Origin of the sequence: Streptomyces poriticola (assembly GCF_036689765.1) — a bacterium.
In the GTDB taxonomy this organism is placed as follows: Bacteria; Actinomycetota; Actinomycetes; order Streptomycetales; family Streptomycetaceae; genus Streptomyces; species Streptomyces poriticola.
The window spans coordinates 1-13,393 of record NZ_JBAGKH010000042.1; the positions used below are offsets into that span (position 1 = coordinate 1).

Consider the following 13,393-nt stretch of genomic DNA (forward strand, 5'->3'; position numbering starts at 1 on the left):
CGGCAGCTCGTCCAGATCGGGGATGCGCCAGGGCTCGCTGCCGTTGGCCAGGTAGCCGTCGGAGAGCAGCATCACCGGGGTGCGGTAGGTGAGCGCGATACGGGCCGCCTCCAGAGCCGCGTCGAAGCAGTCGGCGGGTGTGCGCGGCGCGACGATCGGGACCGGTGCCTCGCCGTTGCGTCCGTACATCGCCTGCAGCAGGTCCGCCTGCTCGGTCTTGGTGGGCAGACCGGTGGAGGGGCCGCCGCGCTGGATGTCGACGATCAGCAGCGGCAGCTCAAGGGAGACCGCCAGACCGACGGTCTCGGCCTTCAGGGCGACACCGGGGCCGGAGGTGGTGGTGACGGCGAGCGAGCCGCCGAAGGCGGCGCCCAGCGCCGCGCCGATCCCGGCGATCTCGTCCTCGGCCTGGAAGGTGCGCACGCCGAAGTTCTTGTGCCGGCTCAGCTCGTGCAGCACGTCCGAGGCCGGTGTGATCGGGTAGGAACCCAGGAACAGCGGCAGGTCCGCCTGGCGGCTCGCGGCGATCAGGCCGTAGGCGAGGGCGAGGTTGCCGGAGATGTTGCGGTACGTGCCGGGTGGGAAAGCGGTGGCGGCGGGCGCGACCTCGTAGGAGACGGCGAAGTCCTCCGTGGTCTCCCCGAAGTTCCAGCCGGCCCGGAATGCGGCGATGTTCGCTGCGGCGATGTCCGGCTTCTTCGCGAACTTGGTCTTCAGGAAGGCCTCGGTGCCCTCGGTGGGCCGGTGGTACATCCAGCTGAGCAGACCGAGCGCGAACATGTTCTTGCTGCGCTCGGCTTCCTTGCGGGTCAGGCCGAAGTCCGCCAGTGCCTCGACGGTCAGCGTGGTCAGCGGTACCGGGTGCAGGTGGTAGCCGTCCAGCGAGCCGTCCTCCAGGGGGGAGGCGGTGTAACCGACCTTCTGCAGGGCCCGCTTGGTGAACTCGTCGGTGTTGACGATGATCTCCGCGCCGCGGGGCATGTCGGTGATGTTGGCCTTCAGCGCGGCGGGGTTCATGGCGACCAGGACAGTGGGCTGGTCGCCGGGGGTGAGGATGTCGTGGTCGGCGAAGTGCAGCTGGAAGGAGGAGACGCCGGGCAGGGTGCCGGCGGGGGCGCGGATCTCGGCAGGGAAGTTCGGCAGGGTGGACAGATCGTTGCCGAACGACGCGGTCTCGGAGGTGAAGCGGTCGCCGGTGAGCTGCATCCCGTCGCCCGAGTCCCCCGCGAACCGGATGATCACCCGATCCAGCCGGCGGACGTCCTTGGCTCCCGCCGGTTTGCGCTGCTCTCCTACGACGGCTCCGTCGGCCTGCTCCGCTGGGCTGCTGACCTGGCTGGTCACTGAACTGGACCTCCCTCGAGGCGGCTGTCCGGGGCGTGGTCTCCCGCAGACCATCCCAGGCTCAACCCTACGTCTGCAGGGGTTGACGTCTGCTGGACATTTGCATGATGGACCTCTTCGGGACCGCCCCCCGACCCTGCCGCGCCGCGGCTTCTCCGGCCCGGCAACGGAGAGGACGCCCGCCACTCGGCTTTCGGTTTCTCGTCCGTTCGGGGGACGGGGGCGTGGCTGCGCAGGCCGGCCCCCGGTCGCGGAGGGTGCGGCCGGGACATCGGGCCGCCCGGACGACGGGGCCCGGCCGCGCACGGGGACCCACCAGCGGCGGCGGCCCCGGGCCCGACCGAGCCGACGGCAGCAGCGGGCGTGGCGACGGCCGTGCGCCGCCCGACCGCGGCGGAGGTCCCGGGACCACTCACCGGCCTGCTCACCCCGCGCTCACGAGTTCAGGTACGTCAGGACCGCGAGCACCCGGCGATGGTCGCCGTCGCTCGGGGACAGACCGAGCTTGAGGAAGATGTTGCTGACGTGCTTCTCCACGGCTCCGTCGCTCACGACGAGCTGACGGGCGATCGCCGAGTTGGTCCGGCCCTCCGCCATCAGCCCCAGCACCTCACGCTCCCGCGGGGTGAGCCCGGCGAGCACGTCCTGCTTCCGGCTGCGCCCCAGCAACTGCGCGACCACCTCCGGGTCGAGAGCCGTACCGCCCTCCGCGACCCGCACCACCGCGTCCACAAACTCGCGGACCTCGGCCACCCGGTCCTTGAGCAGATAGCCCACCCCGCGGCTGGAACCGGCCAGCAGCTCCGTGGCATAGCGCTCCTCCACGTACTGCGACAGCACGAGCACGCCGACACCCGGGTGTGCCTTGCGCAGCTGCACCGCCGCCCGCACCCCCTCGTCGGTGTGGGTGGGCGGCATCCGCACATCCGCCACGACGACGTCCGGCAACTCGCCCTGCGCCGCCAGCTCGGCAATGGTCTTGATCAACGCCTCGCCGTCACCGACCCCGGCCACGACCGCGTGCCCACGGTCGGTCAGCAGCCGGGTCAGCCCCTCCCTGAGCAGCACCGAGTCCTCGGCGATGACCACCCGCACTCTGTCCTCCACGATCTTCGGCCCCCCACAGCCCACGCCGGCACCATGCCCGCTCTTGCGACAAGTCCAGCATTCCAGCAATGACCGCCGCGTGCCTGGGCTGTGGAAAACGTGGGCCGCTGAGCTGTGGAAGACGTGCGCCGCGAGAGCGATGCAGGGCGGTCCTGCAGGTCATGCTGGGGCCTGCAGGCCAGGGGCCGCCCGGTTACGGGGCCCGCCCGGTTGCGGCGCCCGCCGTTACAGGGGTGGCCCGGTCATGCGGGCCCCCGGTCATGCGGGCTCGGGCCCCGGTCTTGCGGGCCCGGCCCCGGTCTTGCGGGCCCGGCCCCCGTCGACCGGCCGGTCACGCCGGAGCGGTCCCGCTGGTCGGTTCGGCTGGTGCCGTCCCTCGCCATGGCAGCTCCGCTGGTCGGTTCGGCTAGCGCCGTCCCCGCCACGGCAGCTCCGCCGTCACCCGGGTCGGGCCCCCGGCCGGAGAGTCCACCACCAGGATCCCGTCCACCGCGTCGAGCCGCTCCGCCAGGCCGGCCAGCCCCGACCCGGCTGATGCCTCGGCCCCGCCCACCCCGTCGTCCACGACCTGGAGCAGCAGCCGGTTCTCCACCCGCCAGACCTCCGCTGCCGCCCAGGTCGCCCGCGCATGCTTGCTGACGTTCTGCAGCAGCTCCGACACCGTGAAGTATGCGATGCCCTCGATCGCCGGAGCCGGCCGCTCCACGAGGTCCACCTCGACCCGCACCGGGACGGTGCAGCGCGAGGCGACCGAGGACAGCGCGGCGTCCAGACCGCGGTCGGTCAGCACGGCCGGGTGGATGCCGCGGGCCAGATCACGCAGCTCCTGCAGAGCCGTCTTCACCTCGCCGTGCGCCTCGCCCACCATCCGGGCTGCGGCCTGCGGGTCCTCCTGCAGCTTCTCCTTGGCCAGCCCGAGATCCATGGCGAGGTTGACCAGGCGGGCCTGGGCGCCGTCGTGCAGATCGCGCTCGATGCGCCGCAGATCTGCCGCGGCCGTGTCGACCACGACCCCCCGGTCCGACTCCAGCTCCACTACCCGCGTCGCCAGCCGCGACGGCCCGAGCAGGCCGTGCACCAGCACCCGGTCCACCGTCGTCAGCCCCCGAACGATCCACGGCGCAGCCAGGACGAACAGCAGTCCCACCAGTGCGGTCACCGTGATCTCGAAGGGGTTGTCCAGATAGACCTGGTGGGTCTCGTCGCCGTAGAGCTGGAGCCCGTCCTGCCCGACGTAGGCCGGGAAGACCCAGAACCACAGCGGATACGTCAGCATGGACCAGCCCCACGCCCAGACCGTCACGGCGACGGTGAACGAGAACACGGCCCAGGGCAGGTGCAGCACGGCGTACAGCAGCGCCCGCCATGAGGTGCCGCTCTTGAACACGGCCCCCATCCAGGCCGACGCGCCCCGCCGCGGAGCCCGTAGCGGCTCCGGCTCTGCCACCTGGAGCCCCAGCAGCGAACGCGCCCGCATCCGCTCCAGCACCCCGAACCCCCGGCAGCCCGCGAGCGCCGCCGCCAGCACCGGAATCCCCAGGAACGTCACCAGCAGGCCCGCCCCCAGCGACACCATCGTGACGGCGTACGTGAAGACCAGGATGCTGATCGGCAGGCTCAGCAGCACATAGCCGAACTCCCGCCAGCTGCGTCCCTCGAACGGCGCACCCAGCCCCGCCGGCAGCCGGCTCCGCCGAGCGCGGGCGGGGCGGCCGAAGCCGGGCTCGCTGGGCAGTCCGTAGTCCTGTCCGTACTCCGTGGCCATCGGCGTCTTCCCTCTCCCTCGTCCCTGCGGCCGGGTCTGCCGTCCTACCGCCACCCTCCTCGCCGACGAGGCCGTCCACCATGGAGCCCGTCGGCGTCCTGGACGGGGGGTTTTCCCCACCATGGGCACCGCCATGGTGGGGAAACCACCATGGGCACCGCCTTGGGCACTGAGCGTTGACACCGCTATGGCGCCGAGCGCTGGCGCCGGGCATGGGCACCCAGCATGGGCACCACGTTCGGCACCGACATGGGCACGACATGGGCGCCCCAGGGTGGGCCGGTCCGGAGCTCAGCGCCCCGCCCGCTGGGCGTCGCGGTCGCCGTCCTCCCGGTCGCGCCAGGGCAGCTCGGCCGTCACCGTCGTCGGACCTCCCTCCGGCGAATCGACGACGAACAGCCCGTCGACCGCGCCCAACCGGTCGGCGAGCCCTCTCATCCCCGTACCGCCGTCCAGATGCGCACCCCCGCGTCCGTCGTCCCGCACCTGGATGAGCAGCCGCTCCCGAGTGCGCCACACCTCCACCGAGGCGGCCCCGGCCCCGCTGTGCTTGCTGACGTTCTGCAGCAGCTCGGAGACGGTGAAATAGGCGATGCCCTCGATGGCTTCCGCCGGCCTGGCCGGCAGATCGACCGTCACCTTGACCGGGACGGTGCAGCGCGAGGCGACCGAGGACAGCGCGGCGTCCAGACCGCGGTCGGTCAGCACGGCCGGGTGGATGCCGCGGGCCAGATCACGCAGCTCCTGCAGAGCCAGCTTCACCTCGCCGTGCGCCTCCTCGACCATCTCCGCCGCCGAATCGGGGTCCTCCAGGAGCTTCTCCTTGGCCAGCCCCAGCCCCATGGCCAGGTTGACCAGGCGGGCCTGGGCGCCGTCGTGCAGATCGCGCTCGATGCGCCGCAGATCTGCCGCGGCCGTGTCGACCACCACCCCTCGGTCCGACTCCAGCTCGGCGATGCGCCGCTCCAGCTCGTCGGAGGGCGACAGCAGGCCGCGCACCAGCACCCGGTCCACGTTGGTCAGCGCCCGCGCGACGAACGGCAGCACCGGCCACAGCACGAACAGCGAGATCAGCGTCACGGTGAAGGTGAGGATGCCCCACGGCATCCGGATGAAGTCGTACAGCACCGTGCGCCAGCTCACCGGGTCCTTCAACGCCATCCAAAGCCGCTGGACGAGGCCTCCCCGGCCCCGCAGCGGCAGCGGACTCGGCTCGTCGACCCGCACCCCGAGCAGCGCCCGGGCTCGCGCCCGCTCCAGCTTCCCCAGCCACCGCGCACCCATCAGCCCGGCCGCGAGCAGCGGGAGGCCGATCACGGTGACGGCCAGCCCCAAGCCGGTGAACAGCACCGTCACGACGTAGACGAATCCCAGAAGCGCCAGCGGCAGATTCGCCAGCAGGTGGGCGATCTCCTTCCAGGTGTGCCCGCTGTAGGCGAAACGGACCGGCGGCAGGCGGTCGTTGTCCGCTGCGGCGCCGCTTCCGGTGGGCGTCGGTGACGAGAGGTGTTCGGTCATACAAGTCAGCGTGCCGTCCGACGGGGGCCCCGCGCCATGCGGTGGGCTGCCGGGATCCCCTGGGGAAAACCCCACCCTTTGTCTCAAGGTGTGACGGGCTGCTTACCGTCTCTTTATCAGGGCCTAGACTCCCGTGCGTACAGATCGTCGAACGCAGACACACGGGCCACGAGCACAACACGGGCAGAACAGGGAGCGAGGGACGGACGTGCGGGAACCGACCGTCGCACACACGACTGTCGTGGACACGACCGTCGTGCACACGGCTGCCGTGGACACGACCGTCGCGGACATGACCGTTGTCGCGGCCGACTACTTCGAGTCCTACTCGGTCGTCGGGCTGCTCGCCGTCGTCGGCGTGCTCTTCGTTGCCGTGGCCTTCGGCGCCGGGCGTCTGCTGCGGCCCGTGGTCCCCACGCCCGAAAAGCTCCTGACCTACGAATGCGGGGTCGACCCCGTCGGCGAGGGCTGGGCCCACACTCAGGTCCGCTATTACGTCTACGCTTTTCTGTACGTGATTTTCGCGATCGACTCGATCTTCCTGTTCCCGTGGGCAACGGTCTTCGCCGACCCCGCATACGGTGCGACGACCCTCGTGGAGATGTTCGTCTTCCTGGGATTCCTGGCCGTGGGCCTGCTGTACGCGTACAAGAAGGGCGTCCTGGCATGGACGTGAACCCCACCCCCGTATCCGAAGGGCCGGAGCAGGCACCGGATCCGACGCCGGGCCGGGACCCGCAGCCGGTGCCGCTGCCCGAGCCCAAACGACTCGGTGGGCTCGCCCGCCTCGCCCCCGAGCCGATGAAGGTCGTCCTGAACTGGGGCCGCCGCTACTCGCTCTGGGTCTTCAACTTCGGCCTCGCCTGCTGCGCCATCGAGTTCATCGCAGCGTCCATGGCACGCCACGACTTCATCCGCCTCGGCGTCATCCCGTTCGCGCCGGGCCCCCGCCAGGCCGATCTGATGGTCGTGTCGGGCACGGTGACGGACAAGATGGCGCCCGCAGTGAAGCGCCTGTACGAGCAGATGCCCGAACCGAAGTACGTCATCTCCTTCGGCGCCTGCTCCAACTGCGGCGGCCCGTACTGGGACTCGTACTCCGTGACCAAGGGTGTCGACCAGATCATCCCGGTCGACGTCTACGTCCCCGGCTGCCCGCCGCGTCCGGAGGCGCTGCTCCAGGGGGTCCTCAAGCTCCAGGAGAAGATCGCCAGGGAGTCGCTGGGGGAGCGCTACGGCACGGGTACGTCGTCGCGACCGTCGCCGGCGGCGCTGCAGAGCGGCCTGGTGCAACCGCCCGGCAGAGGACGGGAGCAGCCGCCGGGCCCGTCGTCCGGCACCGGCACTGGCACCGGCATCACCGGCATCACCGGCACCGACACCGGGGAGGGCCGATGACCGCGGTCGGCTGGCTGCCCGGCGACGCCGAGGAAGTCTTCGGTACGGGGGCCACGGCCGAGGAGGCGTACGACGTCCTCACCGTCGACGTTCCGCCCACGGCCTGGATCCCCGCGCTGGAGACCGCGCGTGACCGGCTGGGCTGTACCTATTTCGACTGGCTGAGCGCGGTCGACGAGCCGGGCACCGGCTTCCGCGTCACTGCGCATGTCGTGGCTCTGTCACCGGTACGGCGCCTGCTGCTGCGGACCACGATCCCGCACGAGTCCCCGGTACTGCCCTCGGCGGTCGACGTCTACGCGGGTGCGGCCTGGCACGAGCGCGAGACCCATGAAATGTTCGGCGTCGTTTTCGAGGGCCACCCGGCACTGGACCATCTGCTGCTGCCGGAGAGCTTTGAGGGACACCCGCTGCGGAAGGACTTCGTCCTCGCGGCCCGGGTGGCCAAGGCCTGGCCGGGGGCGAAGGAACCGGGCGAGCCCGCCGCAGGCGCCGGTCACGGTGGCGCCCGGCGCCGGCAGATGCTGCCGCCCGGCGTCCCCGACCCCAACGAGTGGGGCCCGCTGAAGGGGCAGCTCCCTCCTGCCCCGGCCCGGCCCGCGCGTGGCGCCGGCCGTGCGGCGGGTGCCGACCGGCCGGCCCGAGCGGCGGGTGCCCGTGCCGCGGGGGACCGGCCGGTTCGCCGGGCCCGCACGGCCGCCCAAGGCTCCGCCAGCCAGACGGCCCCGGATTCCGCTGCCGCCCCCGAGGCACCGGAGCCACCGGCCGCTCCGGAGCCACCGGCCGCTCCGGAGTCCCCGGCCGCTCCGGAGTCCCCGGCCGCTCCGGAGTCCCCGGCCCCGGTCGCGCGGCGTACGCGGAGCGCGACCGAGGGCTCGGCATCGCAGCGGCCGGCGGCCGGCGGCCGCTCCGCCGGCCCGCGGCGCGCGCGCAGCGCCTCGGAAGGCTCGGCGAGCCAGCGCACCCCGTCGACCGACGCGACACCCGACGGCATGAGAGAAGACGCCGAGGGCACGAGCGGCACGGAAGAAGACGCCGGGCGCCACAGCAGCACGGGAGAGGACGCCACTCCGCCGAGCAGCGCCGGAGTGGGCACCGGGCAGCCGAGCGGAACTGGGGAAGGCACCGGACGGCCCGGCAGCGGTGGGGAAGGCACCGGACGGCCTGGCGGCACCGGAGCGGGCCGTTCACCACAGGGTGGCGGGGAGCAGCCGCCCCCGCAGTCGACCTCCCTGGCGCCGAAGCCCGCACCAGCCACCCCGCGCAGCCCGGACGCGCCCTGGCACCACGCGCGCCCGGCCTTCGAGGAGTCCGGCACGGAGTCGCGTGACGAGGCGGGGCCGCAGGACGAGGCCGAGCCACGAGGGGAGGGCGAGCCCCACGGCGAGCAGCCACCGGACAACTCCGAGGACTCGGAACACCCCCAGCACTCGGACCCCCCTGAGGATCCACAAGACCCCCAGGCCGCCGAGGATCCCCAGAACTCCCAGAACCTCCAGGACCTCCAGAACCCTCAGAACCCCCAGAACCCTCAGAACCCTCAGAACCCCCAGAACTCCGCAGGAGGCTCGCAGTGAACGACGCGGTCGACGTCGCCCTGCGACTCCTGATCGTCTTCGGCGTCTTCCTCACCTTCCCGCTGCTCATCGGCCAGACCGAGCACAAGGTGATGGCCCATATGCAAGGCCGAGTCGGCCCCATGTACGCCGGCGGCTTCCACGGCTGGGCCCAGCTCGTCGCGGACGGTGTGAAGTTCGCGCAGAAGGAAGACGTGGTCCCCGCCGGCGCGGACCGCCGCATCTTCCAGCTGGCGCCGGCGGTCGCCCTCCTGCCGTATCTCCTGGTGCTCCTGGCCATCCCCGTCGGCCCCGGCGAGGGCGCCGTGGGGCAGGTCATCGACGCCGGCATCTTCTTCGTCCTCGCCGTCATGGGCGTCGGCGTCCTCGGCTCGCTCATGGCCGGCTGGGCCTCTGCCAACAAGTTCTCCCTCCTCGGCGGTCTGCGTACCGCCGCCCAGCTGCTCGCCTACGAACTGCCGATGCTGCTCGCCGCCGCCTCGGTCGCCATGGCGGCCGGCACGGTTTCGCTCGTCGGCATCCTCGAGGCCTTCGAGTGGTGGTGGCTGCCCTGGCAGATCGTGGGAGCGATCGTCTTCTTCGTCGCCGGTCTCGCCGAACTGCAGCGCCCGCCGTTCGACATGCCCGTCGCCGACTCGGAGATCATCTTCGGTGCGTACACCGAGTACACCGGTCTGCGATTTGCTCTCTTCCTCCTCGCGGAGTACGCCGGAATCGTCATCCTGTGCGGCCTGACCACCGTCCTGTTCCTGGGCGGCTGGCACGGCCCCTGGGGCGCTGACGGGCTCGGCTGGGTGTGGACCCTGCTCAAGACGGCAGTCCTCGCCTTCATCGTGATCTGGCTTCGCGTGACCTACCCCCGGCTTCGCGAGGACCAGCTCCAGAAGCTCTCCTGGACCGCGCTCGTCCCCCTCTCCCTCGCCCAGATCGCCCTCACCGGCATCGTCAAGGTGGTGATCCAGTAACCATGGCCCCCATCCCCGGCTCGGGCCTGGCCAAGGGCCTGGCCGTCACCCTCCGCACGATGACGAGGAAATCGGTCACCGAGCACTATCCGGACACGCAGCCCGAGCTCCCGCCCCGCACCCGGGGCGTGATCGGTCTGTTCGAGGAGAACTGCACGGTCTGCATGCTGTGCGCCCGCGAGTGCCCGGACTGGTGCATCTACATCGACTCCCACAAGGAGACGGTCCCCGCGGCGACCCCGGGCGGCCGTGAACGCAGCCGCAACGTCCTGGACCGCTTCGCCATCGACTTCTCCCTGTGCATGTACTGCGGTATCTGCATCGAGGTGTGTCCTTTCGACGCCCTGTTCTGGTCCCCGGAGTTCGAGTACTCCGAGACCGACATCCGCGACCTCACCCATGAGCGCGACAAGCTCCGCGAGTGGATGTGGACGGTCCCCGCCCCGCCCGCGCTCGACCCTGCGGCGGAGGAGCCGAAGGAGCTCGCCGCCGCCCGCAAGAACGCCGAGAAGCTGGCAGCCCAGCAGACGGACCGGCCGGGGCAGGAGGGCCGGGAATGACGCTGTCCCTCGCCGCAACCGCTGGTCTCCTCACGGCGGAAACCGCCTCGGCCGGCTTCCCGGCCGCCTCCGAGCTCGCCGCCGAGTCCCCCGGCTTCCTCTCCCCGACCGGCGTCGAGATCGCCTTCCTTCTCGTCGGCCTGGTCACCTTCGGCGCCGCCGTCGTCACCGTCACCACACGGCAACTGGTGCACGCCGCGCTGTGGCTGGTGGTGACCCTCGGCGGGCTCGCCGTCGAGTACCTCCTGCTCACCGCCGAGTTCATCGCCTGGGTGCAGGTCCTTATCTACGTCGGCTCCGTCGTGGTCCTCCTCCTGTTCGGTCTGATGCTCACGCGGGCCCCCATCGGCCGCTCCCCGGACGCGGACTCCGGCAACCGGTGGGCCGCGCTCACCGTCGCCGTCGCCTCCGCCGGTGCGCTGGTGTGGGTGGTCGTGGACGCCTTCCGGACCACCTGGATCGACCTGGACGGCCCGGCCGCCGGCTCCACCGCCGTGACCGGGGCGAGCCTCTTCCAGAACTGGGTCCTTCCGTTCGAAGCCCTCTCCGTCCTCCTCCTCGCCGCCCTCGTCGGCGCGATCGTCCTGTCCCGCAAAGCCGCGAGGGCGGACCTCCCAGCCGGCACCGACCCGGACACCCCGGCCAAGTCCGATGCCGGGTCCGGCCGTGGAGCCGACGCGGACCGGTCGACCTCCGCCGACGGCACTGGCACCGGCACCGGTACGGGCACGGGCACCGGCACGGACGGTGACCGCTGATGCACCTCGCCTATCCCGCCGTCCTCTCCGCCCTCCTGTTCTGCACCGGCCTCTACGGCGTCCTCGCCCGTCGCAACGCGATCCTCGTGCTGATGTCGGTCGAGCTGATGCTCAACGCCGTCAACCTCAACCTGGTCGCCTTCGACGTCTGGCTGAGCAGAACCGCCCGGGAGACGCTCCACTCCGGCCAGGCCCTGACCCTCTTCACCATCGCCATCGCCGCCGCCGAGATCGGTATCGGCTTGGCGATCGTCCTCGCCGTCTACCGCAACCGCGGCACCTCGGACATCGACAAGCTCCGCGACACCGCCGAGGGCCCCGGCCCCGAGGACCCGGAAGCCGACGGCCCCGACGGCAGCACCCCCGCGGCCGGGACGACCGAGAAGGCTGAGGCCAGCGCGTGACCACAACCACTCTCGCCGTCCTCGTCCCCCTCCTTCCGTTCCTCGGCGCAGTGACCGGTCTCCTCCTGGGCCGCCGCGCACCCGGCTTCGTCCGTCCGCTCGCCGTCCTGCCGACGCTCGCCTCGCTCGCGCTCGCCGCGGTGGTCGCCGCACGCCAGGGCGGCGGCCGGGCGATCGATGCCGCCTCGGAACTGACCCCTACCGGATCGGTCCCGATCGAGCTCGCCCTGCACATCGACGGCTTCGCCGCCCTCGTCGCCGTCCTGGTCGGGGTCGTCGCCACCTGTGTGCAGGCGTACTCCACGGGCTATCTGCGCGACGACCCGCGCTACTCCTCCTACGCCGCCCTCGTCTCCCTGTTCACCTCCGCCATGCTCCTCGTCGTCTACTCCGGCGACCTGATGGTGCTGCTGGTCGGCTGGGAGATCATGGGCATCTGCTCCTACTTCCTGGTCGGCCACTACTGGGAGACCCCCGAGGCGCGCGCCGCCTCGCTCAAGGCCTTCCTGGTGACCAAGCTCGGTGACGTCCCCTTCCTGATCGGCCTGTTCGCTCTCGCCACCGACGCCGGCTCCTTCCGCATCACCCAGATCCTCGGTGTGGTCGCGAGGGGCGGGCTCGACCATCCGACACTGATCGCGGTGCTGCTCCTGGCCGGTGTGGCGGGCAAGTCGGCGCAGTTCCCGCTGCACACCTGGCTCCCCGACGCCATGGCGGGCCCGACACCCGTCTCCGCGCTGATCCACGCCGCGACGATGGTCGCCGCCGGTGTCTACTTCATCGCCCGGCTCCTTCCGGTCTTCGAGGCCTCCCAGGCCGCGATGGTCGTCCTGGCCGTCATGTCTGCGATCACGATGGTCGGCTCTGCGCTGGCCGCGCTCGCCCAGGACGACATCAAGCGCGTCCTCGCCTACTCGACCATCGGCCAGCTCGGCTATATGACCGGTGCCCTGGCCGTCGCCGACCGCGGTGCCGCCGTCTTCCACCTCCTGTCCCACGGCGCCTTCAAGGCGCTGCTGTTCCTCGCCGCCGGCGTGATCATCCACGCCGCCGGCACCAACTCGCTGGCCGCGATGTCCCGGATGCGGAACCTGCGCGACCGGGTCCCCGACGCCTTCTGGACCATGACCGTGGCACTGCTGGCGCTCGCCGCGATCCCGCCGTTCAGCGGCTTCTTCTCCAAGGAGTCCGTCCTCGGCGCCGCCGAGCACGTCGTCACCGGCCACACCGGCCACAGCCCCGGCGCCGCGGGCTGGACCGTCCTCGTCGCCGGCCTGCTGACCGCCCTGCTCACCGCTGCGTACGCGATGCGCCTGTGGCTGCTCACCTTCCGCGGCCGGGGTGCCGAGGCTCCCGACCACGGCCGGCAGCCGCTGGTCATGAACGCCGTGCTGTGGGTGCTCGCCGTCCCGTCCCTGGCCGTCGGCGGGCTCGCCTTCCGGCTGCTCCCCGACTGGTTCGACGGTCACGACCTGACCCCGACCCTCACCACTTCCGTGCTGGGCACCGGCATGGCCCTGGTCGGCGGCCTCGTCACCTACGGCGCCTGGCGGCACACGACCGCGATCGCCGCCGGTGTCCCCCTGGGCGCCGTCGCCGCCCACCCGGAGGGTGACGCCGGGCGGGTCGAGGCCGAGGCCGTCGCCACCCACGAGCCCGCCTACGGAGACCTGGCCTACGCCCCCGACCCGGCCGACCCCGGTCGGCTCCTGCTCGGGCCGCTCCACCGGCACGCGGCCGTCGGCTTCCACCTGGACGCCGTGTACACGATCCTCTTCGTCCGCCCGGTCCGGTCCGGGGCGAGCCTCGTGGCCTTCCTGGACCGAGAGGTCGTCGACACCTACGTACGCGGCGCGGGAACCCTGCCCCGCTGGCTGGGCGCGGCCGTCCGCCGCGCCCAGACCGGCAACGTCCAGACCTATGTGAGCGCGCTGCTCGCCGGCACCGTCGTCCTCGCGGTCGCCGCCGTCCTCTTCGCCACGGGAGCGTGAGCAGGC

12 protein-coding genes are annotated in these 13,393 nt (G+C 71.8%); 8 read left to right on the forward strand and 4 right to left on the reverse strand.

Annotated features, from left to right (window positions below; translation table 11 throughout):
- The 4 genes from V5O46_RS29370 to V5O46_RS29385 form a co-directional block, all read right to left on the reverse strand.
- Positions 1-1,344, reverse strand: a 1,344-nt coding sequence (locus V5O46_RS29370; protein ID WP_332887761.1) for a 2-oxoacid:acceptor oxidoreductase family protein, incomplete at its 3' end; no start/stop codon positions are given.
- A gap of 435 nt (positions 1,345-1,779) precedes the next feature.
- Positions 1,780-2,439, reverse strand: coding sequence for a response regulator transcription factor (locus V5O46_RS29375; protein WP_332887797.1), 660 nt, complete (start codon positions 2,437-2,439; stop codon positions 1,780-1,782).
- 418 nt (positions 2,440-2,857) lie between these two features.
- Positions 2,858-4,216: a sensor histidine kinase gene (locus V5O46_RS29380; protein ID WP_332887762.1), complete on the reverse strand. Its 1,359-nt coding sequence runs from the start codon at positions 4,214-4,216 to the stop codon at positions 2,858-2,860.
- Between the two features lie 291 nt (positions 4,217-4,507).
- Entirely contained in the window at positions 4,508-5,734 is a 1,227-nt protein-coding gene (locus tag V5O46_RS29385; RefSeq protein ID WP_332887763.1) for a sensor histidine kinase, read from the reverse strand.
- Between the two features lie 292 nt (positions 5,735-6,026).
- Here V5O46_RS29385 and V5O46_RS29390 point away from each other — a divergent pair, with 292 nt between their 5' ends.
- The 8 genes from V5O46_RS29390 to V5O46_RS29425 are packed head-to-tail and all read left to right on the forward strand — an operon-like array spanning position 6,027 to position 13,387.
- On the forward strand, positions 6,027-6,410 hold the full coding sequence (locus tag V5O46_RS29390) for an NADH-quinone oxidoreductase subunit A (RefSeq protein ID WP_332887764.1): 384 nt from the start codon (positions 6,027-6,029) through the stop codon (positions 6,408-6,410).
- A complete protein-coding gene (locus tag V5O46_RS29395) occupies positions 6,401-7,132 on the forward strand; it encodes an NADH-quinone oxidoreductase subunit B (protein ID WP_332887765.1) in 732 nt (243 codons plus the stop codon). The genes V5O46_RS29390 and V5O46_RS29395 overlap by 10 nt, the downstream gene beginning before the upstream one ends.
- The gene (locus V5O46_RS29400; protein ID WP_332887766.1) at positions 7,129-8,709 is read left to right on the forward strand and encodes an NADH-quinone oxidoreductase subunit C; all 1,581 of its coding nucleotides are present in this window, start codon (positions 7,129-7,131) and stop codon (positions 8,707-8,709) included. Before V5O46_RS29395 ends, V5O46_RS29400 begins: the two co-directional genes overlap by 4 nt.
- Positions 8,706-9,674 (forward strand): complex I subunit 1/NuoH family protein, encoded by a 969-nt coding sequence (locus V5O46_RS29405; RefSeq protein ID WP_332887767.1) that lies wholly within the window; start codon positions 8,706-8,708, stop codon positions 9,672-9,674. The genes V5O46_RS29400 and V5O46_RS29405 overlap by 4 nt, the downstream gene beginning before the upstream one ends.
- Positions 9,675-9,676: 2 nt before the next feature.
- Complete coding sequence (locus tag V5O46_RS29410) at positions 9,677-10,234, forward strand: NuoI/complex I 23 kDa subunit family protein (RefSeq protein WP_332887768.1); 558 nt, start codon at positions 9,677-9,679, stop codon at positions 10,232-10,234.
- A gap of 2 nt (positions 10,235-10,236) precedes the next feature.
- Positions 10,237-10,992 (forward strand): NADH-quinone oxidoreductase subunit J family protein, encoded by a 756-nt coding sequence (locus V5O46_RS29415; protein WP_332887798.1) that lies wholly within the window; start codon positions 10,237-10,239, stop codon positions 10,990-10,992.
- Complete coding sequence (nuoK, locus tag V5O46_RS29420; protein ID WP_332887769.1) at positions 10,992-11,396, forward strand: NADH-quinone oxidoreductase subunit NuoK; 405 nt, start codon at positions 10,992-10,994, stop codon at positions 11,394-11,396. The genes V5O46_RS29415 and nuoK overlap by 1 nt, the downstream gene beginning before the upstream one ends.
- The gene (locus tag V5O46_RS29425) at positions 11,393-13,387 is read left to right on the forward strand and encodes an NADH-quinone oxidoreductase subunit 5 family protein (protein WP_332887770.1); all 1,995 of its coding nucleotides are present in this window, start codon (positions 11,393-11,395) and stop codon (positions 13,385-13,387) included. The genes nuoK and V5O46_RS29425 overlap by 4 nt, the downstream gene beginning before the upstream one ends.
- The last annotated feature ends 6 nt before the right edge of the window (positions 13,388-13,393 follow it).